Consider the following 24,119-nt stretch of genomic DNA (forward strand, 5'->3'; position numbering starts at 1 on the left):
TTTATTGGTCAGCAGGTATGTTTGTGAGGATGGAAGGAATTCCATTTCAGCAGGTCTTTTAGAAAAAAAGAACATATGTTCTAAAAATGCTTGCCAATATGGAAGAGGCATGGTATAATACAAAAAGAACATATGTTCCTGTTCTGGGCAGCGGGATAAGGGAAGAAGAGCAGTCTGCGTGGAAAAAACAGGAGCGGACGGTTGGAGGTAGATGGAACATGCTCATTCAGGAAAATCTCGATATACAGGAAAAACTTCGGATATTGTCAGATGCTGCCAAGTATGACGTGGCCTGTACATCCAGCGGAGTCAGGCGAGGGGGACAGAAAGGATCGCTGGGAAGCGCCAGCGAGGCGGGAATCTGTCACAGCTTTTCGGCAGACGGAAGGTGTATCTCCCTGCTGAAGATCCTGTTTACAAATCAGTGCATCTATGACTGTAAATATTGTATTAACAGGCGCTCCAATGATACTCTGCGGACAGCCTTTACCCCGGAGGAGGTGTGCAGACTGACCATAGAGTTTTACCGGAGAAATTATATTGAAGGGCTCTTTTTAAGCTCCGGCATTCTGAACTCGCCTGATCACACGATGGAACAGATTCTGAGTGTGCTGAGAAGTCTTCGCCTGGAGCACCATTTTAATGGATACATCCATGTAAAGGCAATCCCCGGGGCCTCGCCGGAGCTGATCGAGGCGGCAGGTTTCTTTGCGGATCGCATGAGTGTGAACCTGGAGCTTCCCACGGCCGAGGGACTCAGAAAGCTGGCGCCGGGAAAGACCAGAGAAAAAATTCTGATTCCCATGAGACAGATCCAGAAGGGGATTGTAAGGCAGCTGGAGCAGGAAGGACTCTTGGAGAAGAAGGGCATTTCCTCCTTTAAGGGTGAAGCGCTGCTTCCGGGATATGACAAGAGAGTGCAGAAGAATACGGATAATCAGGCTTCTGCAGAAAAAAGCAGGCTGCCTCAGGGGCAGAGCACAGTGAGAAAACAGGAAAGGCCCCGCCTCATTCCCGGCCGCTCTGTTTACGGAAATTACGGACTTGGACGGACTTCGCCTGGAAAGAGAAGCTTCGTTCCTGCCGGACAGAGTACGCAGATTATTGTGGGCGCCACACCGGAAAATGATTTTCACATGGTGACGGTGGCAGAGGCTCTGTACCGGAATTTTGGACTGAAGAGAGTGTTTTACTCGGCCTTTGTCCCTGTGAATGACGACAGCGCCCTTCCCTCCCTTCCGGGAGGTCCTCCGCTTCTGAGAGAGCACAGGCTTTATCAGGCGGACTGGCTGATGCGCTACTATGGATTTCAGGCATCAGAGCTGCTCTCCGAGGACAGGCCTAATTTTAATGTCCTCTTAGACCCGAAGTGTGACTGGGCTGTGCGGAATCTGGGCTATTTTCCAGTTGAGATTAACAGGGCTCCCTACGGAGAGCTCCTTCGTGTTCCGGGAATCGGAGTGAAGTCTGCTATGAGGATCGTGGCAGCCAGAAAATCTTCTGTCCTGCGCTTTGAAGATCTGAAAAAGCTGGGAGTGGTCATGAAGAGGGCTGTTTATTTTATCACGTGTTCCGGGCGCATGATGTATCCTGTCAGGATGGATGAGGACTATATTACAGGATGCATGATTGGGGAGGAAAAGCGCAGAACCTGGGAGCTGGAGCACCGGGGAATGTATCGTCAGCTCTCCATGTTTGATGATTTTCACCTGGAAAGGCAGCCTTCTTTGACGCCGCAGGAACAGACGGCTCTGCTCACAGGCGAGATGTAGGCAGAGGAGGCTCAAATTGTGAGGCGCCCCAGGTGAAAAGCAGGATCGAGGAGAGGGATCACACTTAAAATGCAGGAGAAAATCATATGATAGTATTTGTGTGCAGGGATGATTTTTACAGTATTCTGTGCGGAATCTACGATGCGTGGATGAGCCGTGGGGGACATGAAAATGTGAGGCTTGAAACACAGGAGGAGGAGAATGAGGAAACTCTCTGGCTTTTTGCCGAGTACAGGGAGGTGCAGGAGGCATCCTGGAAGGCAGAGAAGGTGGCGGAAGCGGTCAGGAAAAAAATTTCCCACGAGGCTTACACCTGGATTTATCGGGCGGCCATGAGCTGTGAGAGGGGGAAGGCGGATAAAATTTACCGCTTTCTGGTCAAAGGCTTTAAAGTGGGCAGAAGAATTGCCGATATGCTCAGCGACCCGGATGTAGAGTCTGTATTTTCCATGAATCGCCAGGTGGCAAATGAAGCCCACCTTCTGACTGGCTTTCTGCGGTTTTCTCAAATGAGGCAGGATCTCCTTGTCTCGGTCATTGGCCCGAAAAATGACGTGACAGGTATTTTGGCAGATCACTTCTCAGACCGGATGCCGGAGGAGCGGTGGATGATTTACGATGAAAAGAGGAACAAGGCAGCTCTGCACGAGCCAGGCCGGAGCTTTCTGCTGGTGACAGGGATTCCCGGACGCTGGAGGGAACATCTGTCTCTGGAAACGGATGAAGCAGAGTTTGAAAGTCTCTGGAGAGCCTTCCACCAATCGATATCGATCGCCCAGCGGGAAAATTACAAGTGCCAGATAACTCATCTTCCGCTGAGATTCAGGCCTTATATGACCGAGTTCGGGAGAGGGGACAGTGAAAAACTCTCTGCGCCCGGAAAAAGGGCGGAAGGGAAAAAATAGTTCTGTTTTTGGGCTCTGTGTCCGGCAGTCTTCTGTGGGAACAGGAATGCCGGACACAGGGATATAAGCGGCACGGATATGTCTTGCATGTGTGCAGGCCGCAGGATTCTGTTTCTCATTTCTCCTTCATTTCAGATGGTATCTTACGAATTTCTTACACTTCTCTGTACAGGATTGTATTTCAGAATGGTTCATGGTATATTCTGACTGTATTAACACAATTAATACAGTTGATACGAGGCTGTGCAGCTCTATGAAATCATTGGGCTGACCTGGAAAGGAGTGCGAATGATTCTGATTGACTATAAAGATCGCCGTCCTATCTATGAGCAGGTGGTGGAAAAAATGGCAGATCTGATGGTTCGGGGAATTCTTCCCCAGGACAGCCAGCTTCCTTCTGTCAGGAGTCTGGCCATGGAGCTGGCTATAAATCCCAATACCATACAGAGAGCCTACGCTGAGCTGGAACGCCAGGGGTATATTTACTCTGTCAAGGGAAGAGGGAGCTTTGTGGCAGAAAATCACAGGATACTGGAACAGAAGAAGAGGGAGGTATACCAGAAGCTGGAAGCTCTGATACAGGATGCCAGAGCAGCCGGAATTACCATGCTGGAATTCCAGGACAGGGTGATTGAACTCTACGGAACATTGAGCAGGGCGGACAGAGAAGAGGGAGGAGGAAAAGAGTTTGATTGAGGCGGTAAATCTGACGAAACAGTTTGATCAAGTGACAGCAGTCGATCACATAAATGCGCGAATAAAAGAAGGAACGGTGTTCGGACTGATAGGAACGAACGGGGCTGGAAAGAGCACCTTTCTGCGTATGGCAGCAGGGATCCTGAAGCCTGACGGAGGGAGTATTACCCTCGATGACGAAGAGATATTTGAGAATTCGGGAGTGAAAAGCCGTATTTTTTATATCTCTGATGAACCATACTTTTTTGGAAATGCGGCTCCTAAGGATATGATGGAATTTTATGAGACAGTTTACCCGAAATTTGAGAGAAAAAGGTTTTTGGGACTCCTAAAGGACTTCGGGCTGAACGACAGAAGAAAAATTTCCACCTTCTCAAAAGGAATGAAAAAGCAGCTTTCTGTCCTTCTGGGGCTCTGTTCCGGCACAGATTATATTTTTTGTGATGAAACCTTTGACGGACTGGATCCGGTCATGCGCCAGGCGGTCAAGCGTCTTTTTGCAAATGACATGGAAACCAGAAAGCTGACCCCGCTCATTGCATCCCACAGTCTGCGTGAATTGGAGGACATCTGTGACCATGTTGGGCTGCTTCACAGGGGAGGGATACTGCTCTCCAGGGATTTGGATGATATGAAACTGAACATACATAAGATTCAGTGTGTATTTGCCGAAGATGTGGAACCGGAAGAAATCCATGGTCTGGAGCTTATCCGGACAGAAAAGAGGGGGAGACTTCTGACACTGACTGTGCGGGGAAAACGGGAGGATGCCGAGGCAGTCATGGAGATGTACCATCCGATCTTTTTCGAGATGCTTCCTCTTTCTCTGGAAGAAATATTTATCAGTGAAACGGAGGTGGCTGGCTATGACATCAAAAAACTTGTTTTTTAAACTTCTCAGGGAGCGGGCAAAGCAGAGCCTCTGGCTGATAGCACTTTCCATTCTGACTGCCTTTTTTGCCTTTCCCGTGGCTTCGGCAGTCCTGACAGGCTATACTCTCGACGCAGACAGAATCTCCTCCATGGCAGAGATGTCGGAGGGACTGCTGACGGTTGAGGCAAGCAGAAAAATGGCCCAGGCCGAGGCGGCAGAAATTTTTTACCATCAGATCGATCCGGCAGGGCCGCTCCTGATTCTGCTTCTGACAGCAGGAGCGGTGATCTGCGGACTGGCAGGATTTTCTTATCTGTTTTCGAGAAAAAAGACAGATTTCTACCACAGTATTCCGGTAAGAAGGGAGATGATCTTCACTGTTTCCTACGTGTCAGGAATCCTGTACGCGGCAGTTCCCTATCTGGCAGGACTGCTGACAGCGGCAGTTCTCGTGCAGGTGAAGATTATGCCCTATACCCTTGACTGGGGGAGGATCCTGGCAAGCTTTGGACAGGGGATGGCATTTTATATCCTCTCATACAGTACAGCTGTGGCAGCAGCGATGCTGACCGGCCACCTGGCAGTATCCGTTTTGGGAACACTTGTGTTTTTCTTTTGGGGACCTGCCATACTCCTGCTGATTCGGGCGTACTGCGGTTATTATTTCCAATCCTTCTACTATCTGGAAGGGGTGATGGAGAAGATTGCGCCGGAGTTTGCCTCTCCGCTTCTTTTCCAGATTGCATCCTCGGGGGAACGAATCGGCATCCGGGCAGCTGCAGCCCTGGCATCCGGGCTGGTGATTGGAGGAGTCAGTCTGTTTCTCTACAAAAAACGTCCGTCTGAGACGGCTGGACGGGCGATGGTCTTTAAGGCCAGCCGGCCGGTTATAAAGATGGCGCTGATGCTCTCTTCAGCTCTCGGTGCCAGCCTGTTTTTCTGCGAGGTGGGAGGCGCAAAGGCATGGGGGATCTTCGGTCTTATCTGCGGAATCATTATATCAGACTGTGTCATTGAGGTGATCTACCACTTTGATTTTCGCAGGGCGCTGGCCGGAAAACGGTCAGCGGCAGCCGGAGCTGTGCTCTCTGTCTTTGTATTCTGTCTGTTCCGGTTTGATCTGGCCGGATTCGACACCTACCTTCCAGACGCGTCAGAGATAGAATCTGTGGGATTTGAATGCCACAATCTTTACAGCGGGCTCCGAAAGGACAGGGCAACTGTGACCATTACAGAACGCAGGAACGGAGAAATTTCTACCTACAGCAGCTACCCGGAAGAGAGGGAGGTTCTGGCGCAGATGACCATCTCCGATCCGGAAACTGTAAAAGCGATCCTCGGGATTGCACAAGGGGGAATCTCTGAAATAAAGAACAGCAAAAAGCCGGTCCAAACTCCCGAACTGACTGTTAACGGTGCAGAAGGTGAGCCGGAGCGGGTGATGGGAAGAGTGGTTATTCAGTACCACTTAAAAAATGGGAGAACAGCGACCAGAAATTATTACATGGATTTGTCCAAGGTTTGGGAGGAGGCAGAACTCATCTATGCAAGCCGTGATTTTAAAGAGGAGAGTTATCCTGTCATGCAGCTGAAGGCAGATGAGATAGCAGGAGCAAATTTTGAGGTATTTGGGATTTACAGCCATGTTGAGGCCGAAAGAGAGAAGATTGCAGAACTGCTGACTGTATATCAGGAAGAGTTTTACGGTCTGACGCTGGATGAACAGACAGAGGAAGTGCCTCTTGGTTTTATCCAGTTCAAGACCTTAGAGATGCAGGAAATAATTGATGAAATCCGGGAGAAGAATGGAGATTATACCTGGTTTAACGATTTTGCCTACTATCCTGTTTATCCTGAGTTTGAAAAAACCGTGGCTGTCTTAAGGGAAGCCGGGGTGGAGATGGCAGATCGTCTGACACCGGATCGGGTTGAGCGGATTGTGGTCAGAGACAGAGAGTACACGGATGAGCAGTACAGTGAGAACGCAGGAGCAGTGACTTATGTAGAGGAAGGTATGTCACTGCACAGGACAGGAGAAGAAACTTATCTTGAGATCACATCCAAGGAACGGATGGGAGAGATCCTGAAAGCTTCCGGGAGCTACGGAAACTCAGATTTGTGGGAGAGTGATACAAGGTTTGGAATCGAGATTTATCTGGCGCCGGAAAACCAGGAAAACAGCCACTTTTTCCGGGAAGGGACGGAGGTACTGTACTTTGATTTCGTAAAAGGAAAGATTCCCCAGTTTGTGGCACAAATATTTGAACAGCAGAAAGAGAATCCGTCAGAGATTGACTTTCCGTCTTTTACAGGATAGAATAAACTTGAATAGAAATTGCCTGTAAAGGAGGACTTAAAATGGCATTTTTTGACGAACTTGGAAAGGCTCTCAGCGGAAAGGGCAAGGAAGCGGCCACGAAAGTCAGAGATTTGACAGAGATTCTTCAGCTGAAGAATAAGCTGTCAAGCGAAAAAGAAAAGGTGAATAAGGCATATATAAATCTTGGAATGGCTTACTATGACAGACATGAGGCTTCTGCTGAAGAAGAGTATGCCCAGGATTTTGAGACGATCCGATCCGGCCTTCTCAGGATTTCCGAACTGGAGGATGAGATTTCATCCCTGGAGGGGACAAGAATCTGTGCAGAGTGCGGGGCGAAAGTGGAAAAAGGAGCAGCCTTCTGCAGCCGATGCGGAGCCCAGATGCCTCTTAAGCAGGCAGAGCCGGAAACGAAAGAAAGCATGGACGAGGACAGCTCCTGTCAGGAAGAGGAAAAAGAGTGCGGCTGTTCACAGGAGACAGTGGAAGACAGGCCGTAAAAAGAGCTGGAGCAGGAAAGGAATCCTGCCTGCCGCTTTCCGCTGGCCAACCCGCTCGTTATCTCCGGCTTGCAAAGTTAGCAAAAAACGGTTATTATGATACAGAACAGTATATAATTACCGGAGAGGAGAGAACAAAATGGGAGAGTGCTGCAAAGGAGAGGAGAGACATAAACACAGAAATCTGACGGAGCAGAAGGATCTGATGACGCGTTTAAACAGAATCGAGGGACAGGTCCGCGGCATTAAGGCAATGGTGGAGGACGAGCGCTACTGTGTGGATATTCTGACACAGGTCTCCGCTGTCCAGGCAGCTCTGAATGGATTCAGCAGAGTGCTCTTATCAAATCATATCAAAACGTGTGTAGTGGATGAGATCGAAGCGGGAAACGCAGAGGAAACGGTGGAGGAACTTTGCAGGACGATCCAGAAGCTCATGAAGTAGCAAAAGGTCTGAGGGCGGGCCTGAATAGATAAAAACAGTTCGAGAATAGAAACAGAAGCGGACATCAGCAGAATGTGTTAAGTTCTGAGATGTCCGCTTTTGCGATCGGATTCTGACGGGTTTATCGTTCTGGCTGCAGACATTCCGGGCTTTTTTCGCTTGTGCAGGTTCTGACTGTGTCTGCATGCTGATGAGACAGCTCGGCAGCCGGAAAATTCAATCCCCTGTTTGCCGGGAAGCAGCAGAGAGGGAAGGAAGGTTATTCTTCACTGTCCTTTTCTGCCTTATTATCCCCATTTGTCTGTGGGTGCGGCCTGTATTTATTGTCTTGGTAGGGTTCATAATCGCTATTACACAGAACATCGAAAAAGCAATACTGAAAAAGCCGGAAACCCTTGATTCTAAAGGATTTCCGGCTTATTTTCTCTTAAGCTCCCGGCCGGACTCGAACCGGCGACCCACGCATTACGAATGCGTTGCTCTACCAACTGAGCCACGGAAGCAACTGCAATATTTTATATACTAAAATATCAATGACCTGTCCGGGAATCGAACCCGGGTTTACGCCGTGAGAGGGCGTCGTCTTGACCGCTTGACCAACAGGCCGGAATCGAGGCGACGTGATTCGAACACGCGACCTCTGCGTCCCGAACGCAGCGCTCTACCAAACTGAGCCACGCCTCGATACGTTTTGTATTATAATCGCTCTGGGTGAAATTGTCAACCATATTTTGAAAATAATTTTTTCTATTTTTAAATCAATTAATATAATTCTGCCGAAACCCCTGATACAGCCGGGAGTTTTCCTGGGATAACTGCATCAAAATAAAATATTGACAGAATAGTTTTTGAATATTAAACAGTTTATCGGGGAAGGGAAGATTTGCTGCGGAAGCAGAAGTCAGAGCCTGCGCAGTGTATAAATTATATATAGATTTAAAGACAAAAAATGAGGACTGAAAAGGGAGAGCTGAAACAGGGGAAGTATTACAAAAGAGTCAGCGGCGAAGAAAGGTCAGAAGTTCAGACAAAAAAAGGCTTCTGCATATTGCAGAAGCCAGTGACCTGTCCGGGAATCGAACCCGGGTTTACGCCGTGAGAGGGCGTCGTCTTGACCGCTTGACCAACAGGCCGGAATCGAGGCGACGTGATTCGAACACGCGACCTCTGCGTCCCGAACGCAGCGCTCTACCAAACTGAGCCACGCCTCGACAGTAATTTATCAGCTGGCGTTTGCCAGCGACGCTAGTTATATTAGCACAGGTAAAATAAAAAAGCAAGTACAAATTTCAAAAAAATAAAAAAAATAGAAAAAAATGGGAAAAAACCTCGAAATCAGTGACACTCTCCGGCCTGCAGCATAAATAAGAGTAGTGAGAAAAAAGGCGGTGGATCATGGCGACAATCAGTCTGTGTATGATTGTAAAAAACGAGGAGGAAGTTCTGGGGAGATGTCTTGACAGCGCGGTGAGCTTTGCCGATGAGATCATTATTGTCGATACAGGCTCCACAGATAGGACAAAAGAGATTGCGTCGGAGTATACAGACCAGGTGTATGATTTTAAGTGGACAGATGATTTTTCCGCAGCGCGCAATGAGTCATTTGCCCATGCCACCATGGATTACTGTATGTGGCTGGACGCAGATGATATAGTGACAGAAGAGCAGCAGGAAAAACTCCTAAAGCTGAAAGATACCATTTCATCTGATACGGCTGTTGTGATGATGAAATACGTAATGGGGTTTGGCTCTGACGGCAGGCCCACATTTTCCTATTACAGGGAACGTCTCTTGAAAAATGGCTGCGGTTTTCGCTGGCAGGGCAGGGTTCACGAGGCCATAGCACCTGCAGGAAAAGTGGTTTACTCAGAGATAGAGATTGAGCACAGGGAAAAAAGGACAGGAGAGGGCCATTCCCGCAGAAACCTGGATATTTACAGAAAAATGAAGGCAGAGCAGGCTCCGTTTACGCCGAGAGACCTGTTCTATTACGGCCGAGAGCTCTACTATTTTGCGGCACAGGATCCTCAGTGCCTGCAGGAGGCCAGGGCAGTCCTTTCTTCTTTTTTAGACAGGACAGACGGATGGGTGGAAAATAAGATTGAAGCCTGCCGTTTTCTTTCTCTGTGCTGGCGGCTGGAGGGAAACGAGGAGGAGGCGCTGAAAGCGTTGCTTTTCTCGTTTTTCTACGATCGTCCAAGGGCTGAAATCTGCTGTGATGTTGGTGACTGGTTTTTCAGAAGAGAAGAGTACAGGACAGCCGCTTTCTGGTACAGTGCAGCCCTGAATACAGAAAAGGATGAAAAGAGCGGCGGGTTTGTGAGCGGGGAGTGCTATGATTATATACCGGCCCTGCAGCTGACGGTATGTTTTTACCGGCTTGGAGAGACAGACAAGGCAGAGGCATGCAACGAGCTGGCCGGACGGGTGAAGCCTGATTCAAAGGCCTACCTTTATAACTGCAGATTTTTCAGGGAAGAGAGGGATAAAGCGCAGAAACAGCCAAAGGCGGATAAGAATAAGGAAGAGCATGAAAAATAGAGAGTTGAGAAAGTACTGGTAAAAAAATATTGCAAACATACGTTCGATTATGTTATAATATTCTTGAAAAAAAAGAGAATTTATGCCATAATGGGACTATTGTCCAGAAACTGCGGTTCTCTGCCCGGAGCGCTTCGTGCCGGCTAAATCTGGAGCGGGGGAAAAGACAGCCGGGAGAAAGAGACGGCTGCATCAGAGAGAGACGGCTGCGTCAGAGAGAAATAGCCGCGTCAGAGAGAAATAGCCGCGGCAGAGAGAAATGGCCGCGGCAGAGGCCGGTAGCCGGATATCCGGGCAGCAGAGGATGCCAGAGAGCACCAGAGAACGCGGACAGATGGAAAGCAGAGGAGAAATGCACTGGCATCAGCACGATTGAAAAGATGAGATAGAGAACAAACAGAAAAATAGAAGATTAAACAGAAGAACAGATAAAAGATCAGATAAAAGATTAGATACATAGATATGGAGGGACATCATGGGCAAAGCACAGTATGACGCAGACAGCATTACCGTACTGGAAGGGCTGGAGGCGGTTCGCAAGCGCCCCGGCATGTATATTGGAGGAGTGGGAACCAAGGGGCTGAACCACCTGATATATGAGATTGTCGATAATTCGGTGGACGAGCATCTGGCAGGCGAGTGTACATCGATCTGGGTGACGCTGGAGGCAGATGGCTCCTGCACCGTGCGGGACAATGGGCGAGGTATCCCGGTGGAGATGCACAAGAAGGGAGTCTCTGCGGAGCGAGTGGTTCTTTCCACCCTCCATGCAGGCGGAAAATTCGACAACAGCGCCTATAAGACAAGCGGAGGCCTGCACGGTGTCGGCTCCTCCGTTGTCAATGCCCTCTCGGAACACTTAGATATCAAGGTTTATAAAAACGGGCAGATTCACCACGATGCATATGAGAGGGGAATCCCTGTGGTGGAGCTGGTGGATGGACTCCTTCCGGTGATTGGAAAGACAAAAGAGACAGGTACCTGCATTAATTTCCTGCCGGATGACACGATTTTTGAGAAGACAAAGTTTAAGGCTGAGTGGCTGAAAAGCCGTCTCCACGAGACAGCGTACCTGAATCCGGCCCTTACGATATATTATGAAAACAGGAGGGCAGGGGAGGAGGAGAAAATCGTCTACTCTGAGCCAGACGGAATTATCGCCTATGTAAAGGAGATCAATGCCGGAAAAACGCCGGTTCATGAGCCCATCTATTTTAAGGGGTCCATGGAGGGCATAGAGGTGGAGGCTGCCATTCAGTTTGTGGATACCTTTGAGGAGAATATTCTCGGCTTCTGCAATAATATTTTCACGCAGGAGGGCGGAACCCATCTGGCTGGCTTTAAGACAAAGTTTACGATGCTGATTAACAGCTATGCCAGAGAGCTGGGGATTTTAAAGGAAAAGGATTCCAATTTTACAGGCGCCGATACTCGAAACGGCATGACGGCTGTGATTGCCATCAAGCATCCGGATCCGATCTTTGAGGGACAGACGAAGACAAAGCTGGCCAGCGCAGACGCCACCAAAGCTGTATTCACACTGGCAGGAGAGGAGCTTCAGCGCTTCTTCGACCGAAATCTGGAAACCCTGAAGGCCGTGATCGGCTGCGCGGAGAAATCTGCCAAAATCAGAAAGGCGGAAGAGAAGGCAAAGACGAACATGCTGACGAAATCCCGCTTCTCCTTTGACAGCAACGGAAAACTGGCCAACTGTGAGAGCCGGGATGCAGAAAAATGTGAGATCTTTATTGTAGAGGGAGATTCCGCCGGAGGTTCTGCAAAGATGGGCAGAAACCGCCAGTATCAGGCGATCCTTCCGATCCGCGGAAAAATTCTGAATGTGGAAAAGGCGTCCATGGACAAGGTTCTGGCCAATGCAGAGATTAAGACGATGATCAATGCGTTCGGATGCGGATTTTCTGAGGGCTATGGAAATGATTTCGATATTTCAAAGCTGAGATATAACAAGATTATTCTCATGACAGATGCGGATGTGGACGGAAGCCATATTGATACGCTGCTTCTGACCTTTCTGTACCGCTTTATGCCGGATCTTATCACAGAGGGTCATGTGTACATTGCCATGCCCCCTCTGTTCAAGGTGATCCCAAAGAAGGGGGAGGAGCAGTATCTCTATGATGAAAAGGCTCTGGAAAAATATAAAAAGACCCATGCAGGAGGCTTCACCCTCCAGCGCTATAAAGGTCTGGGAGAGATGGATGCAGAACAGCTCTGGGAGACGACGCTGAACCCGGAAAACCGAGTCCTGAAGCAGGTGGAGATCGAGGACGCCAGGATGGCCTCGGAGATTACGGAGATGCTGATGGGAAGCGATGTGCCGCCAAGGCGCCAGTTTATCTATGATCATGCAGAGGAAGCAGAGATAGACGCCTGACGGCTGCGCCCTGACGCAGGGCAGGCGGCGGTTACCCCCTGTCCTTTCACGGCTGAGGGCAGTCATGGGGAAAACCCGTCACGGTACGCAGATTACCGGATATAACCAGGCGCCGCCTGCAGAAAAACAGGCGCAGCAGGAAAGAAACAGGCACAGCAGGCAGGAGAGAGAAAAATGGCTGAAAAAATCATAAAGACCGAATATTCGGAGGAAATGCAGAAAAGCTACATGAACTATTCCATGAGCGTTATCACGGCCAGGGCAATTCCAGATGCCAGGGACGGACTCAAACCAGTTCAGAGACGTGTGTTGTATGATATGAGCGAGCTTCATCTGGGACACGACAAGCCTCATCGAAAGTCGGCGCGTATCGTCGGCGATACGATGGGTAAGTATCATCCCCACGGTGACAGTTCCATCTATGAAACGTTGGTTGTCATGTCACAGGTGTTTAAAAAGGGAATGCCGTTAGTAAACGGCCATGGAAACTTCGGCTCCATCGAGGGAGACGGGGCGGCTGCCATGAGGTACACGGAGGCCCGCCTTGAAAAATTTGCAGAGGAAGTCTATTTAAAGGATCTGGATAAGACGGTAAATTTCGTTCCAAATTACGATGAGACAGAGAAGGAGCCGGAGGTGCTGCCGGTGCGCGTCCCGAATCTTCTGATAAACGGGGCAGAGGGAATTGCCGTCGGCATGAGCACCAGCATCCCGCCCCACAATCTCGGCGAGGTGGTGGACACGGTTCAGGCCTTTATTGACAATCCGGAACTGAGGACGGAGGAACTTCTCGGCCATCTTCACGGGCCGGATTTTCCCACAGGAGGGATCATTGCAAACAAAAAGGATCTGGCCTCGATCTACGAAACCGGTTCCGGAAAAATCAAGCTCCGGGCTAAAATGGAAGTGGAGCTGGGAAAGAGGAAGGCAGATAAGGACAAGCTGGTGATCACGGAGATCCCATATACGATGATCGGCGCGGGGATCAATAAGTGTCTGATGGATATAGCAGAGCTTGTGGAGTCAAAGAAGCTGACAGATGTGGTCGATATCTCCAATCAGTCGAACAAAGAGGGAATCCGCATTGTGCTGGAGCTTCGCAAGGATGCGGATGTGGAAAAGATTCGAAACATCCTCTATAAAAAGACAAAGCTTGAGGATACCTATGGAGTAAACATGCTGGCCATCGTAAAGGGCAGGCCGGAAACCCTGAATCTGAGAGGAATCCTTAAAAACTATCTGGACTTCCAGTATGAGAACAACACGCGGAAGTATCGCGTTCTGCTGGAGAAGGAGCTGGAGAAGAAGGAGATCCAGGAGGGACTGATCAGGGCCTGCGATGTGATTGACCTGATTATTGCAGTGCTGAGGGGCTCCAGGAATCTGAAGGATGCCAAGGCCTGCCTGATAAACGGAGATACCTCGGCGATCCGGTTTAAGACACCGGAGCTGGAGAAGGATGCGGGAAAGCTTCGCTTTACGGAGAAGCAGGCCTCCGCAATTCTGGAAATGCGTCTTTACAAGCTCATTGGCCTTGAAATCCTGGCTCTTGAAAAAGAACACAGAGAGACGCTCAGAAAAATCAAGGAGTACGAGAAGATTCTGTCTGACAAGGGGACCATGGACCAGGTGATCAAGGAGGATCTGGCCGCCATTAAGAGGGAATTTGCCTATCCAAGGCGCACGCTCATCGAGGACGGCAAGGAAGCCGTATATGACGAGAGCACTGTGGAAGTCAGAGAAGTGGTCTTTGTCATGGATCGTTTTGGCTACAGCCGTATTGTAGACCGTTCCACCTATGACAGAAACAGAGAAACCATAGAGAATGAAAATACTCATGTCATCTGCTGCTTAAATACGGATCGAATCTGTCTGTTTACAGATGCAGGTGTGCTTCATCAGGTGAAGGTGACAGATATTCCTCTCGGAAAGCTCAGGGATAAGGGTACACCGATTGACAATCTGTGTAAATTTGACGGCACAAAGGAACAGACGGTGTTTGTCACCAACGCATCATCCCTGCAGGGAAAGCTCTTCCTCTTTGCCACAAGAGATGCGATGTTAAAGCGTGTTCCGGGAGAGGAATTTGAGACAAACAACCGGATGGTTGCTGCCACAAAGCTCCAGGAGGGAGACAGCCTGGTAAGCGTCCAGCCGGCAGATGAGGCTTCCGAGGTGGTTCTGCAGACGGACAATGGCGTATTCCTGCGCTTTGCCATGGATGAAATCTCAGTTCAGAAGAAAAATGCCAGAGGCGTGCGCGGAATCAAGCTGGGCCGCGGCGAGGCTCTGGAGCAGGTTTATCTTCTGGGAGCGAATACAGAAAGTGTCATTACCTATAAAGAAAAGCAGGTGCATCTGAACCGTCTGAAGCAGGGACGCAGGGATGGAAAGGGAAACAAGGTCCGTCTCTAAAAGAAGAGCAGAAAATGCGAAGATATTTGACTTTCTTCTGTATACATGTTACATTAAAAAATATATAACTGCGAAAAATGATAGAAAAACGCAGATGATTTTGTCCGATCAGGGAAAGAAGTGCCGCAGGAGCACGCTCGGTTCAGAAAACAGATAGAATTTATACGGTCAGAGAACCGGCAGCATTACAACTGCCATATACAGACAAGTGATTCAGACAGGAGCAGAGAATGGAAAAACAGAATGCCGGAAACATTATTTTAACAGAAAAAGACAGAGATGGCCTGGTAAAGCTGGGGCATGCGCTTTTTGCATGCCCGGAGCTGGGATTTAAGGAAGTGAAATCAAATCAGATTCTCACTTCTTTTTTGAGTGAAAATGGGATTTCGTATGAGAGCGGGCTCAGCGTCACCGGCATCAGAGCTGCGGTCGGGACAGGCAGAAAGTATCACATTGCCCTGGCGGCGGATATGGATGCTCTGTCTGTTCAGGGGAAGGAAGGATCCTTTGCCTTTCACTCCTGCGGACACAGCATTCAGACAGCGGTTATGGCTTATGTGATGAAGCTTTTAAAGGACAGAGGGATTGTGGAGGCCTCCGGGGGCAGGGTCAGCTTTATTGCCACTCCGGCAGAGGAATTTATCGACTTTGAGAGCCGGGAACGTTTGAAAAAAGAAGGAAAAATCCGCTATCTTTCCGGTAAGCAGAACATGATTGCTGAGGGCGTGTTTGACGATGTGGACTGCGTCATTTCCATGCATATTAACGGGGACAGCGGCGATAATCTGTTTGATATTGACTCCACGCTGGCCGGTTTTACAGTGAAAAAGGCGATATTTCACGGCAAGAACGCCCATTCCGGAGCGGCACCTCATCTGGGAAGGAATGCCCTGCACGGGGCCAGCCTGGCCATGGATGCGATCGCCTATATGAAGGATCAGTTCCCGGCAGAGGCAGGGATCCAGATCCATCCGGTTATTACAGCCTGCGGCGGAAGCGTGAACACCATCCCTGAGGAGGTGGTGATGGAAAGCTATATCAGGGCCAATACCCTGGAGGCTCTCCTGGAGGCCAATAAAAAATTCGATGACTGTGTCATCCACTGTGCCCAGGCCCTCGGGCTTACGGCTGAGGTGGAAGACAGAACCGGCTATATGCCGTTTTCGCAGTCCCCCTGGCTGACAGAGGTGATTCACCGCCAGATGCTTTCCCTATGCCGGGAGGATCAGATTGTAAAGCATGTGATTTCCGGGGCATCCGGCGATATTGGAGATCTGGGCTATCTGATACCCTCTGTCCAGTTTGGATTTTCAGGCATGAAGGGCCGGATCCACAGCTCCGAGTTTGAGATAGTCAATGAGGAGAACGCCTATTTCAACACGGCGAGAGTGGTGGCAGGAGCTGTTGAGGAGATCCTCACAACCCCGCAGCTGCAAATCAAAAATACAGATTACGCGGAGAAAAAACAGTTTTACCTGAACCGGTGGCTTCACGATACGCCCGGGGCAGATGAAGCATAAGAGCATTTTAAGCAGCAAGGCAGATAGTTGGAAAAAAAACTGTAACATGCATGCAGAGAGCTGTCAGACTACAGTTTTTGAATATATCATATTTTGATTATTTATATTTCAGGAGGAATGAAGATGGAAGAGAACAGAGTACCAACCCCCCATATCGGAGCACAGGCAGGAGAGATCGCAGAGACCATTCTGCTTCCGGGTGATCCGCTCCGAGCAAAGTATATTGCAGAAAATTTTCTCACGGATGTAAAACAGTTCAATGGGGTCAGAAATATGTTTGGATACACCGGTTTTTATAAGGGAAAACGTGTTTCCGTAATGGGAACAGGCATGGGCTGCCCGTCTATAGGGATTTATTCCTATGAGCTGATCCACTTCTACGGATGCAAAAACCTGATTCGCGTCGGAACAGCAGGCGCTCTTCAGGAGAATGTGAAAATCCGAGACATCGTAATCGGAATGGGAGCCTGCACGACATCCAACTATGTAAAGCAGTTCCGCCTTCCGGGTGACTATTCCTGTATATGCAGCTTTGAACTTCTGGAAAAGGCCGTAAAAGCTGCAAGGGAAAAGGGATTAAAAGTACACGTGGGAAATATTTTAAGCTCCGACATGTTCTACAACCCTGATCTTCCGCAGACGGGAATGAGCTGGGCTCAGATGGGAGTGCTGGCCGTTGAGATGGAGGCTGCGGCTCTCTACAGCAATGCGGCAGCGGCAGGCGTGAATGCCATCTGCATTCTGACTGTTTCCGACTCTGCAGTGACCGGTGAGGCTACGACAGCTGAGGAGCGACAGACCAGCTTCACCAATATGATGGAGGTTGCTCTGGAGCTGGCATAGGGTTTAGCAGGATAAAGGGAGGAATCATGGCAGAGGAAATTTTACGGGTGGAGAACCTGACAAAAATTTACCCGGGCGGTGTTCTGGCAAATTACAACATTAATTTCAGTGTAAATAAAGGGGAGATTCATGCCCTGGTCGGAGAAAACGGCGCTGGAAAATCCACGCTCATGAAGATGCTGTTCGGAATTGAGGAGATTACCAGCGGGAAGGTTTTCCTGCACGGCAAAGAGGTCCATTTCCATTCCAGCAAGGAAGCAATCGAGAATGGGATCGGCATGGTGCATCAGCACATGATGCTCGTGCCATCCCTGACAGTGGCTGAGAATCTGGTTCTTGGAATTGAGAAGAAAAAAGGCCTGTTTGTGGATCAGAAAAAAGCTATTGAGGAGACGGAGGCAATCTCTCAGAAATATAATCTCCATGTGGATGCCACAAAGAGAGTACGGGATATTTCCATTGGAATGAAGCAGAAGCTGGAAATTTTAAAAACCATGTACCGGGGTGCGAAGATTATTATTCTGGACGAGCCGACAGCCGTTCTGGCTCCCCAGGAGACGGAGGAGCTGTTTGAACAGCTTCTGAATCTGAAAAAAGAAGGATATACGATCATATTCATCTCTCACAAGCTGAATGAGGTGAAATATCTCTGCGACAGGCTGACTGTCCTGAAAGACGGCCGTTCCATCGGTACCTACCAGCTGGCTGATATCACACTGGAAGAGATCTCCAGGCTGATGGTGGGAAGAGATGTCAGAATCGAGTATGAAAAAACGCCTCAGGAGTTCGGGGAGAAGATTCTCATCGTGAAGAATCTGAGCTATACCGACAAATTCGGCACAAAGAAGCTGGACAATCTCAGCTTTTCCCTGAAGGCCGGGGAGGTTTTGGGAATCGCCGGCATCGAGGGAAACGGACAGAAAGAGGCGATGGAAATCCTCACCGGAAATATGGAGGCAGAGAGCGGCTCTATCACTTACAGAGGGCAGGAGCTTACGAAACTGTCGATTGCTGACAGCCGGAAACTGGGAATTGCCCATGTACCGGAGGACAGAAACTTAAATGGCTGTGCGCCGGAGATGAGCGTGCGCGACAACCTGATTGCCACCAGCTTAAAGAAGCTGTCCGGCAAGGGCGGTCTTTTAAAGCCAAAGGCCATTGAGGACTACTGTCAGAGCTGTGTGCGGGACTTTAACATCAAGACCATGAACCTGGATATCAGCATTAAGAGCCTTTCCGGAGGAAATGTTCAGAAGGCCATTGTAGCCAGAGAATTTACTGCCGGGGCAGATGTGATTGTTTTGAACCAGCCTACCAGAGGCGTGGACGTGGGGGCTATGGAGTTTATCCATAAAAAGATTCTGGAAATGCGGGATGAAAAGAAATCTCTGATTCTCGTGAGTGCAGATTTGACGGAGCTGCGCGCTCTGAGCGACCGCATCATTGTATTCCACCAGGGAAAGGTGGCAGGCGTGATTCACGATGTCCCGGGTACCACAGAGGAGGAACTGGGACTTTACATGCTGGGCTTAAAGGAAGACTCTGCGGAAAAATTACAGGAGGCGTAAGAGATGAACAAAAAGAAAAAGTTTGACTGGTACGGCGTCATCCGGGTGCTCACCTCTATCCTGATTGCCCTGGTTATTGCGGCGCTCATCATATTTGCAGTGGCCGACGATCCGCTGACCGCTCTGAATAAGTTCCTGCTGGGACCGTTTTCCACGAAGAGAAATTTCTTTAATGCAGTGGAGACCATGATTCCCCTCGTATTCTGCGGTCTTGCCATCAATGTCATGCACAAAAGCGGTCTGTTTTCCATGGCAGCTGACAGCTCCTTCTATTTTTCAGGAGTTGTGGCGGCTATGCTGGCAATCGCCTGTCCGATGCCGGCCGGAGTACATCAGCTAGTCATTCTGACTGCAGCGACTCTGGTGGGAGGCGTTATTGGAATTATTCCGGTTATTATTAAGAAAAAGACAGGCGCCAACGAGCTTGTTATTTCTCTTATGATGAACTACATTTTCTTTAATTTTGGATACTGGCTGATCCGTGCCTTCTTCCTGGATGAGACAAACGGTTCCTTTTCTGTCAGCTTCCAGAAAACGGCAACCCTCGGAAAGCTGATTAAGGGAACCAGCACCCACTACGGCATCTTTATTATGATTGCTGTGGTTGTATTGATGTGGCTGCTCATGGACAAGTCCAAATTCGGAAGAGAGCTTCAGATCACAGGCTCCAATGCGAGCTTTGCCAGATATTCGGGACTGAAAATCGGCGGAATCATTCTCGGCTCCCAGCTTATCGGCGGAATGCTGGCCGGACTTGGAGGCGGAGTTCAGATGATTGGAATGTACACGCACTTTCAGTGGATTACAGCTCAGACTTATGTATGGGATGGAATCCTGATCAACCTGCTTGCAGGAACCAGGCCTCTTATGATTCCGGTGTCTGCCTTCTTTATTTCCTATATCCGAAGCGGCGCTCTTGTTATGTCAAGAGGCGGTGATGTGGACTCTGAGATTGTGTCGATCATTCAGGGAATTATCATCATGCTGATTGCATCCGAGCGGTTCATGTACCGGATGAAGAAGCGCAAGGAAGAGAGAGAGGCACTGCAGAACCAGGCGGTTGACACAGAGGCCGCAGGGGCAAACTAAGGAGGAGAAGACATGGAATTTTTGGCGAATCTTGATTTCTGGTTTACGGTTCTTCGCTGTACGACTCCGGTTCTGCTGGCTACCATGGCTGCGCTGATCGCCAGCCGCTCCGGCCTGTTAAACCTGGGACTGGAGGGAACCATGACCATTTCCGCGCTCTGCGGCGTGCTGGGAAGCGGATTTACGGGTAGCCTGTTTGTGGGAGCTGTGGCCGGCCTTGCGTCAGGAACTCTGTACACAATGCTGCTGGCCTACTTTATCCAGCATCTGAAGGCAAATCAGGTTATCACGGGTGTAGCCCTCAACCTGGCAGCTACCGGCGGTTCTGTCTTCTGTCTTTACTCTCTGACAGGAGATAAAAATGCCAGCAATTCTCTGCCCTCAGCAGCGTTTCCGGCAGTGGATATTCCTGTGCTTAAGGACATTCCGGGGCTGGGACAGATCTTGTCAGGACATAACTGTCTGACCTATCTGGCATTTATTATCGCTGTCATCATGTTTATCATGTTAAAGAGGACAGCCTTCGGAATCCGGATCCGGGCTGTAGGCGAGTCAGCCGAGGCTGCCCGCTCAGTTGGAATTAACGTGGAGCGTGTGCGCTATCAGGCTATGTTTATCAGCGGAATCCTGGCATCCCTGGGAGGAATGTACCTTTCCATGGGCTATGTCAACCGCTTTACGGCAAATATGGTGGCAGGACGAGGCTACGTGGCTCTGGCCACAAACGCTATGGCAGCGGGAAATGCCCTGATGGGGATGGTCAGTTCGATCCTTTACGGGTTCGGAAGCGGCATTTCGATCTATCTGCAGAACAACAATGTGGATCCATATCTGATTACCATCATCCCATATGCATCCATCATCATTTTCTATGTAGCCTTCAGCTTCTACTACAAGGTGAAGAAGAAGGCGGACAGCTCTCTGTAGCAGTCCGGACTGTTTCCCGGGGCTCTGCCTTTGGCAGGCGTGTCCCAGGGAGGACAGCATGAGCGGATCAGAAACCTGCCGGGTGCAGGGATTATGATAGAAGAACAACCAGCTAACCAAAAAGGAGGAAATTATGAAAAAGTTACTGAAAAAAGCAGCAGCAGTTACTCTGACAGCGGCCATGGCAGCTTCCCTGACCGCATGCGGAGGCGGCAGTGATGCAGACAGCAGCTCCAAGGCTGCAGAGGGACAGGACGGAGAGAAGATTAAGCTGACGCTCTGCATCGGCAGAAAGACGGACCTCTCCTTCCAGCAGTCTGCCTATGAGGGTTCTGTGAGAGTCCAGGAGGAGTTAGGCGACAAGTACGAGGTCAATGTAGTGGAGATGGGAGATGACACTACAAAGTGGCAGGCAGCTTTCTATGATGCCGCTGACTCAGGAGCAGACATCATCGTGGGAACAGGCTTCCAGAATAAGGAGAACTTTGAGACCATCCCGTTAGAGTATCCGGACACAAAATTTATCCTGTTTGATCAGGATCTGGACTTTTCAAGCGGAGAGCTGACAAACACACTGGGCGTCCTCTTTGACTCCAACCAGTCCGGTTTCCTGGCAGGGGCTGTGGCAGCCTACTATACAAGCAGTGAGAATGCAGCCAACACAGACAAAACCATTGGCTTTGTAGGCGGCGTTGAGAGCACCACAGTCAGCAACTTCCTGGTAGGCTACGCAGAGGGTGCCAAGTATGTAGATCCAGACATCAATATTCTGACTGCCTATGTAGGTGACTACATGGATACAGCAAAGGCAAAGGATCTGGCAAATGCACAGATTTCCGAGGGCGCAGACATTATTTTCCAGGTAGCAGGCGGTGCAGGAAACGGTGTCATCGAGGCTGCTGCCGAGAAGGACGGCGTAATGGCAATCGGTGTGGACAGCGACCAGTACAAGGCTCTCGAGGGAAGCAACCTTCAGTCTGCAGTTATCACTTCCAGCCTGAAGAGACTGGACAATGCTCTCTTCAATATCTGCAAGGCATATGCAGAGGATCCGTCCAGCGTTCCGTTTGGCGAGAATGTGACATACGGACTGGCTGAGGACGCAGTGGGCATCGTATTCAATGATAATCTGACAAACAGCATTGGACAGGAGAACGTGGACAATGTGCAGGAGATCCTTGGAAAGATTCAGTCCGGCGAGATCGAGGTAACAGAGGCAGCAGGGCTTTCCGCAGAGGAAATCGACGCTATTGTGCACTAATGATTCAAAACGAAACTGCTTAGACAGCAAAAGTTTGAGAGAATTCAGGACAGCCAGCAGGCCGGGAGGTCTGCTGGCTGTTTTCTGTCAGATACAGAACCCTCTGTCAGAGAATTTTTGATAAAGGTTCAGACACTGTTCTTGACACTGAAAAGACAGACCGTTAGAATATTTTATATCATTTTGACACAGTAAATTTCCAGACTGCCTGAATGGAGACTTCTGGAAGGCAATAAAGAGAAAAGGAGAGGAACTATGATTCGACTGGAACCAAAGGACAAAAAAGCGCTTCTGAGGACTGCACTGGGAATGGAGGAGGCAGATCTGGCGATCTGCAACTGCCGCCTTGTCAATGTGTTCACAGGGGAGATTTATCCGGCAGTTGTCTATGTAAAGGATGGATTTATCGCCCATGTGGAGGATGAGGAGCTTTCAGGACCTTACAAGGCTGCCTCTGTGTATGACGGGCAGGGGCGTTATCTGATTCCGGGACTGATCGACTCCCACATGCATATTGAGAGTTCCATGATGACGCCCCGCAACTTTGCCAAGGCGGTGATCCCCCACGGAACCACGACGATTATTCACGATCCCCATGAGATAGCTAATGTCTATGGAAGGGAGGGCGTTGTCTATATGCACGATGCGGGAAGTGATCTTCCCATGCGTCAGCTTGTGGATATCCCAAGCTGTGTGCCGGCAGTGCCGGGCTGTGAGAATGCCGGGGCTGAATTTTTTGCAGAGGATATCGACGCTCTGGCCGGTCTCGAGAGAGCGGTGGGACTGGCAGAGGTCATGGACTTTTACGGAGTGATGTACGGGGACGACCGGATGATGGATATTATTGAGGCCGCTGAGAAAAACGGACTGTATCTGCAGGGACATGCCCCGTCTGTGACAGGAAGACAGCTCTCCGCTTATCTGATCGGAGGACCGTGGACCTGCCATGAAACTACAACCGGGCCGGAGGCCAGAAAGAAGCTCAGAAACGGCATGTATGTGGATGCCAGGGAAAGCTCCATCACGAGAAATGTGGAGGCTATCTGGGACGGAATCAAGGATCAGCGGTTTTTTGACACACTGACCCTCTGCAGCGATGACAGAGAGAGTGATGATCTCCTCCACGTAGGCCATATGAACGCAGTGGTCAGAAAAGCCATCAGCTGCGGCATGGATCCGGTTCTGGCGATCAAGAGTGCAACCATCAATACGGCCCGGGAAACAGGAATCCGCCATCTGGGCGCCGTAGCCCCCGGCTTTACGGCCGATATGGTGCTTCTCGACGATCTGGAGGGTATGTGGGCCAAGGCCGTATTCTTCGGAGGAAAGCTGGTGGCAGAGGACGGCAGACTGATCGCGCCTGTTGAGGAGAAGAGCTTTGAGATAGAAAAGCAGAATTTCATGAAGGCAGGGGAAGTGGATCTTGACGATTTCTGCCTGAAATGTCCCTGTGAAAACGGAAAAATTCTTGTGAGCGTTATGGAATATGCAGGAAAGACTCTGAGCATTACCAGATGTGTACAGGAGGAGCATGAGGTAAAGGACGGAATGGTAGTCCTGGGAGAAAATGAAGCCTTTGTGGCCGTTATTAACAGGCACGGAAAGGGAACCAGGGCAGTGGGCGTTGTGCGCAATTTCGGACTTCGCGAGGGAGCGGTGGCATCCACGGTTTCCCACGACTCCCACAACCTGACTATTGTTTACTTCAGGCCTGAGGATGCCCTGGCGTCTGCCAGAGAGCTGATCGCATGCGGCGGCGGAATGACGGCTGTGAAGGACGGAAAGGTCCTTCATACACTGAGGCTGGAGGTGGCAGGACTTATGACCAGGCTGGAAGCTCAGGAGCTTTCCAGGGAGGCAGCTGCCATGAAGGAAGTGGAGAGGAGCCTGGGGCTTACGGATATGGAAAATCCTCTGCTTCGGATTGTCACTCTGGCTCTTCCTGTAATTCCGGATGTAAAAATGTCCGATCTGGGTCTTGTGTCTGTGGCTGAGCAGAAGCTGATTCCTATTTTCCCAGAATGCGGAACAGAAAAATAGAAGCAAAT

17 protein-coding genes and 5 tRNA genes are annotated in these 24,119 nt (G+C 49.7%); 17 read left to right on the forward strand and 5 right to left on the reverse strand.

Annotation, left to right across the window (positions count from 1 at the left end; translation table 11 throughout):
- Positions 1 to 218: 218 nt before the first annotated feature.
- The 7 genes from DW757_RS00185 (at position 219) to DW757_RS00215 (ending at position 7,512) form a co-directional block, all read left to right on the forward strand.
- A complete protein-coding gene (locus DW757_RS00185) occupies positions 219 to 1,772 on the forward strand; it encodes a putative DNA modification/repair radical SAM protein (RefSeq protein WP_118750805.1) in 1,554 nt (517 codons plus the stop codon).
- Between the two features lie 86 nt (positions 1,773 to 1,858).
- Positions 1,859 to 2,677, forward strand: a complete 819-nt coding sequence (locus tag DW757_RS00190; protein ID WP_118750651.1) for a TIGR03915 family putative DNA repair protein — start codon at positions 1,859 to 1,861, stop codon at positions 2,675 to 2,677.
- Between the two features lie 288 nt (positions 2,678 to 2,965).
- On the forward strand, positions 2,966 to 3,373 hold the full coding sequence (locus DW757_RS00195) for a GntR family transcriptional regulator (protein WP_021966440.1): 408 nt from the start codon (positions 2,966 to 2,968) through the stop codon (positions 3,371 to 3,373).
- Positions 3,366 to 4,265 (forward strand): ABC transporter ATP-binding protein, encoded by a 900-nt coding sequence (locus DW757_RS00200; RefSeq protein ID WP_008397940.1) that lies wholly within the window; start codon positions 3,366 to 3,368, stop codon positions 4,263 to 4,265. The genes DW757_RS00195 and DW757_RS00200 overlap by 8 nt, the downstream gene beginning before the upstream one ends.
- Entirely contained in the window at positions 4,240 to 6,564 is a 2,325-nt protein-coding gene (locus tag DW757_RS00205) for a DUF6449 domain-containing protein (protein WP_118750652.1), read from the forward strand. The genes DW757_RS00200 and DW757_RS00205 overlap by 26 nt, the downstream gene beginning before the upstream one ends.
- A gap of 41 nt (positions 6,565 to 6,605) precedes the next feature.
- A complete protein-coding gene (locus DW757_RS00210; protein ID WP_008397942.1) occupies positions 6,606 to 7,067 on the forward strand; it encodes a zinc ribbon domain-containing protein in 462 nt (153 codons plus the stop codon).
- A 139-nt stretch (positions 7,068 to 7,206) separates the two neighbouring features.
- A complete protein-coding gene (locus tag DW757_RS00215; RefSeq protein ID WP_008397943.1) occupies positions 7,207 to 7,512 on the forward strand; it encodes a metal-sensing transcriptional repressor in 306 nt (101 codons plus the stop codon).
- 430 nt (positions 7,513 to 7,942) lie between these two features.
- Here DW757_RS00215 and DW757_RS00220 read toward each other — a convergent pair.
- The 5 genes from DW757_RS00220 to DW757_RS00240 all read right to left on the reverse strand — a co-directional run bounded on the left by DW757_RS00220 (position 7,943) and on the right by DW757_RS00240 (position 8,723).
- Positions 7,943 to 8,015 (reverse strand) — tRNA-Thr (locus DW757_RS00220).
- Between the two features lie 31 nt (positions 8,016 to 8,046).
- Positions 8,047 to 8,118: transfer RNA gene (locus DW757_RS00225), tRNA-Glu, on the reverse strand.
- Positions 8,119 to 8,122: 4 nt separating this feature from the next.
- Positions 8,123 to 8,196 (reverse strand) — tRNA-Pro (locus DW757_RS00230).
- Between the two features lie 377 nt (positions 8,197 to 8,573).
- Positions 8,574 to 8,645, reverse strand: a tRNA-Glu gene (locus tag DW757_RS00235).
- 4 nt (positions 8,646 to 8,649) lie between these two features.
- Positions 8,650 to 8,723 (reverse strand) — tRNA-Pro (locus DW757_RS00240).
- A gap of 184 nt (positions 8,724 to 8,907) precedes the next feature.
- Here DW757_RS00240 and DW757_RS00245 point away from each other — a divergent pair.
- The 10 genes from DW757_RS00245 (at position 8,908) to DW757_RS00300 (ending at position 24,111) form a co-directional block, all read left to right on the forward strand.
- Complete coding sequence (locus DW757_RS00245; protein ID WP_118750653.1) at positions 8,908 to 10,053, forward strand: glycosyltransferase family 2 protein; 1,146 nt, start codon at positions 8,908 to 8,910, stop codon at positions 10,051 to 10,053.
- Between the two features lie 475 nt (positions 10,054 to 10,528).
- Positions 10,529 to 12,448: a DNA gyrase subunit B gene (locus DW757_RS00255; protein ID WP_118750654.1), complete on the forward strand. Its 1,920-nt coding sequence runs from the start codon at positions 10,529 to 10,531 to the stop codon at positions 12,446 to 12,448.
- 174 nt (positions 12,449 to 12,622) lie between these two features.
- Positions 12,623 to 14,863: a DNA topoisomerase (ATP-hydrolyzing) gene (locus DW757_RS00260; protein WP_118750655.1), complete on the forward strand. Its 2,241-nt coding sequence runs from the start codon at positions 12,623 to 12,625 to the stop codon at positions 14,861 to 14,863.
- Positions 14,864 to 15,093: 230 nt separating this feature from the next.
- Positions 15,094 to 16,383, forward strand: a complete 1,290-nt coding sequence (locus tag DW757_RS00270; RefSeq protein ID WP_118750656.1) for an amidohydrolase — start codon at positions 15,094 to 15,096, stop codon at positions 16,381 to 16,383.
- 117 nt (positions 16,384 to 16,500) lie between these two features.
- A complete protein-coding gene (gene deoD / locus DW757_RS00275) occupies positions 16,501 to 17,226 on the forward strand; it encodes a purine-nucleoside phosphorylase (protein ID WP_008397962.1) in 726 nt (241 codons plus the stop codon).
- Positions 17,227 to 17,252: 26 nt separating this feature from the next.
- Positions 17,253 to 18,794, forward strand: a complete 1,542-nt coding sequence (locus DW757_RS00280) for an ABC transporter ATP-binding protein (protein ID WP_118750657.1) — start codon at positions 17,253 to 17,255, stop codon at positions 18,792 to 18,794.
- A 3-nt stretch (positions 18,795 to 18,797) separates the two neighbouring features.
- Positions 18,798 to 19,883 (forward strand): ABC transporter permease, encoded by a 1,086-nt coding sequence (locus tag DW757_RS00285; protein WP_015574292.1) that lies wholly within the window; start codon positions 18,798 to 18,800, stop codon positions 19,881 to 19,883.
- A 12-nt stretch (positions 19,884 to 19,895) separates the two neighbouring features.
- Positions 19,896 to 20,810: an ABC transporter permease gene (locus DW757_RS00290; RefSeq protein WP_008397967.1), complete on the forward strand. Its 915-nt coding sequence runs from the start codon at positions 19,896 to 19,898 to the stop codon at positions 20,808 to 20,810.
- 133 nt (positions 20,811 to 20,943) lie between these two features.
- Complete coding sequence (locus DW757_RS00295; protein WP_015574291.1) at positions 20,944 to 22,071, forward strand: BMP family ABC transporter substrate-binding protein; 1,128 nt, start codon at positions 20,944 to 20,946, stop codon at positions 22,069 to 22,071.
- A 255-nt stretch (positions 22,072 to 22,326) separates the two neighbouring features.
- Positions 22,327 to 24,111: an adenine deaminase C-terminal domain-containing protein gene (locus DW757_RS00300; RefSeq protein WP_118750658.1), complete on the forward strand. Its 1,785-nt coding sequence runs from the start codon at positions 22,327 to 22,329 to the stop codon at positions 24,109 to 24,111.
- Positions 24,112 to 24,119 lie beyond the last annotated feature (8 nt).

The organism is Clostridium sp. AM29-11AC (assembly GCF_003480545.1).
GTDB classification, from domain to species: Bacteria; Bacillota; Clostridia; order Lachnospirales; family Lachnospiraceae; genus Otoolea; species Otoolea saccharolyticum_A.

What these genes read in the sequence shown, in the direction of transcription:
- DW757_RS00185 (WP_118750805.1), top strand. Translation starts at nt 219, where the DNA reads ATGCTCATTCAGGAAAATCTCGATATACAGGAAAAACTTCGGATATTG.
- DW757_RS00190 (WP_118750651.1), top strand. Translation starts at nt 1,859, where the DNA reads ATGATAGTATTTGTGTGCAGGGATGATTTTTACAGTATTCTGTGCGGA.
- DW757_RS00195 (WP_021966440.1), top strand. Translation starts at nt 2,966, where the DNA reads ATGATTCTGATTGACTATAAAGATCGCCGTCCTATCTATGAGCAGGTG.
- DW757_RS00205 (WP_118750652.1), top strand. Translation starts at nt 4,240, where the DNA reads ATGACATCAAAAAACTTGTTTTTTAAACTTCTCAGGGAGCGGGCAAAG.
- DW757_RS00210 (WP_008397942.1), top strand. Translation starts at nt 6,606, where the DNA reads ATGGCATTTTTTGACGAACTTGGAAAGGCTCTCAGCGGAAAGGGCAAG.
- DW757_RS00215 (WP_008397943.1), top strand. Translation starts at nt 7,207, where the DNA reads ATGGGAGAGTGCTGCAAAGGAGAGGAGAGACATAAACACAGAAATCTG.
- DW757_RS00245 (WP_118750653.1), top strand. Translation starts at nt 8,908, where the DNA reads ATGGCGACAATCAGTCTGTGTATGATTGTAAAAAACGAGGAGGAAGTT.
- DW757_RS00255 (WP_118750654.1), top strand. Translation starts at nt 10,529, where the DNA reads ATGGGCAAAGCACAGTATGACGCAGACAGCATTACCGTACTGGAAGGG.
- DW757_RS00260 (WP_118750655.1), top strand. Translation starts at nt 12,623, where the DNA reads ATGGCTGAAAAAATCATAAAGACCGAATATTCGGAGGAAATGCAGAAA.
- DW757_RS00270 (WP_118750656.1), top strand. Translation starts at nt 15,094, where the DNA reads ATGGAAAAACAGAATGCCGGAAACATTATTTTAACAGAAAAAGACAGA.
- deoD (WP_008397962.1), top strand. Translation starts at nt 16,501, where the DNA reads ATGAAGATGGAAGAGAACAGAGTACCAACCCCCCATATCGGAGCACAG.
- DW757_RS00280 (WP_118750657.1), top strand. Translation starts at nt 17,253, where the DNA reads ATGGCAGAGGAAATTTTACGGGTGGAGAACCTGACAAAAATTTACCCG.
- DW757_RS00285 (WP_015574292.1), top strand. Translation starts at nt 18,798, where the DNA reads ATGAACAAAAAGAAAAAGTTTGACTGGTACGGCGTCATCCGGGTGCTC.
- DW757_RS00290 (WP_008397967.1), top strand. Translation starts at nt 19,896, where the DNA reads ATGGAATTTTTGGCGAATCTTGATTTCTGGTTTACGGTTCTTCGCTGT.
- DW757_RS00295 (WP_015574291.1), top strand. Translation starts at nt 20,944, where the DNA reads ATGAAAAAGTTACTGAAAAAAGCAGCAGCAGTTACTCTGACAGCGGCC.
- DW757_RS00300 (WP_118750658.1), top strand. Translation starts at nt 22,327, where the DNA reads ATGATTCGACTGGAACCAAAGGACAAAAAAGCGCTTCTGAGGACTGCA.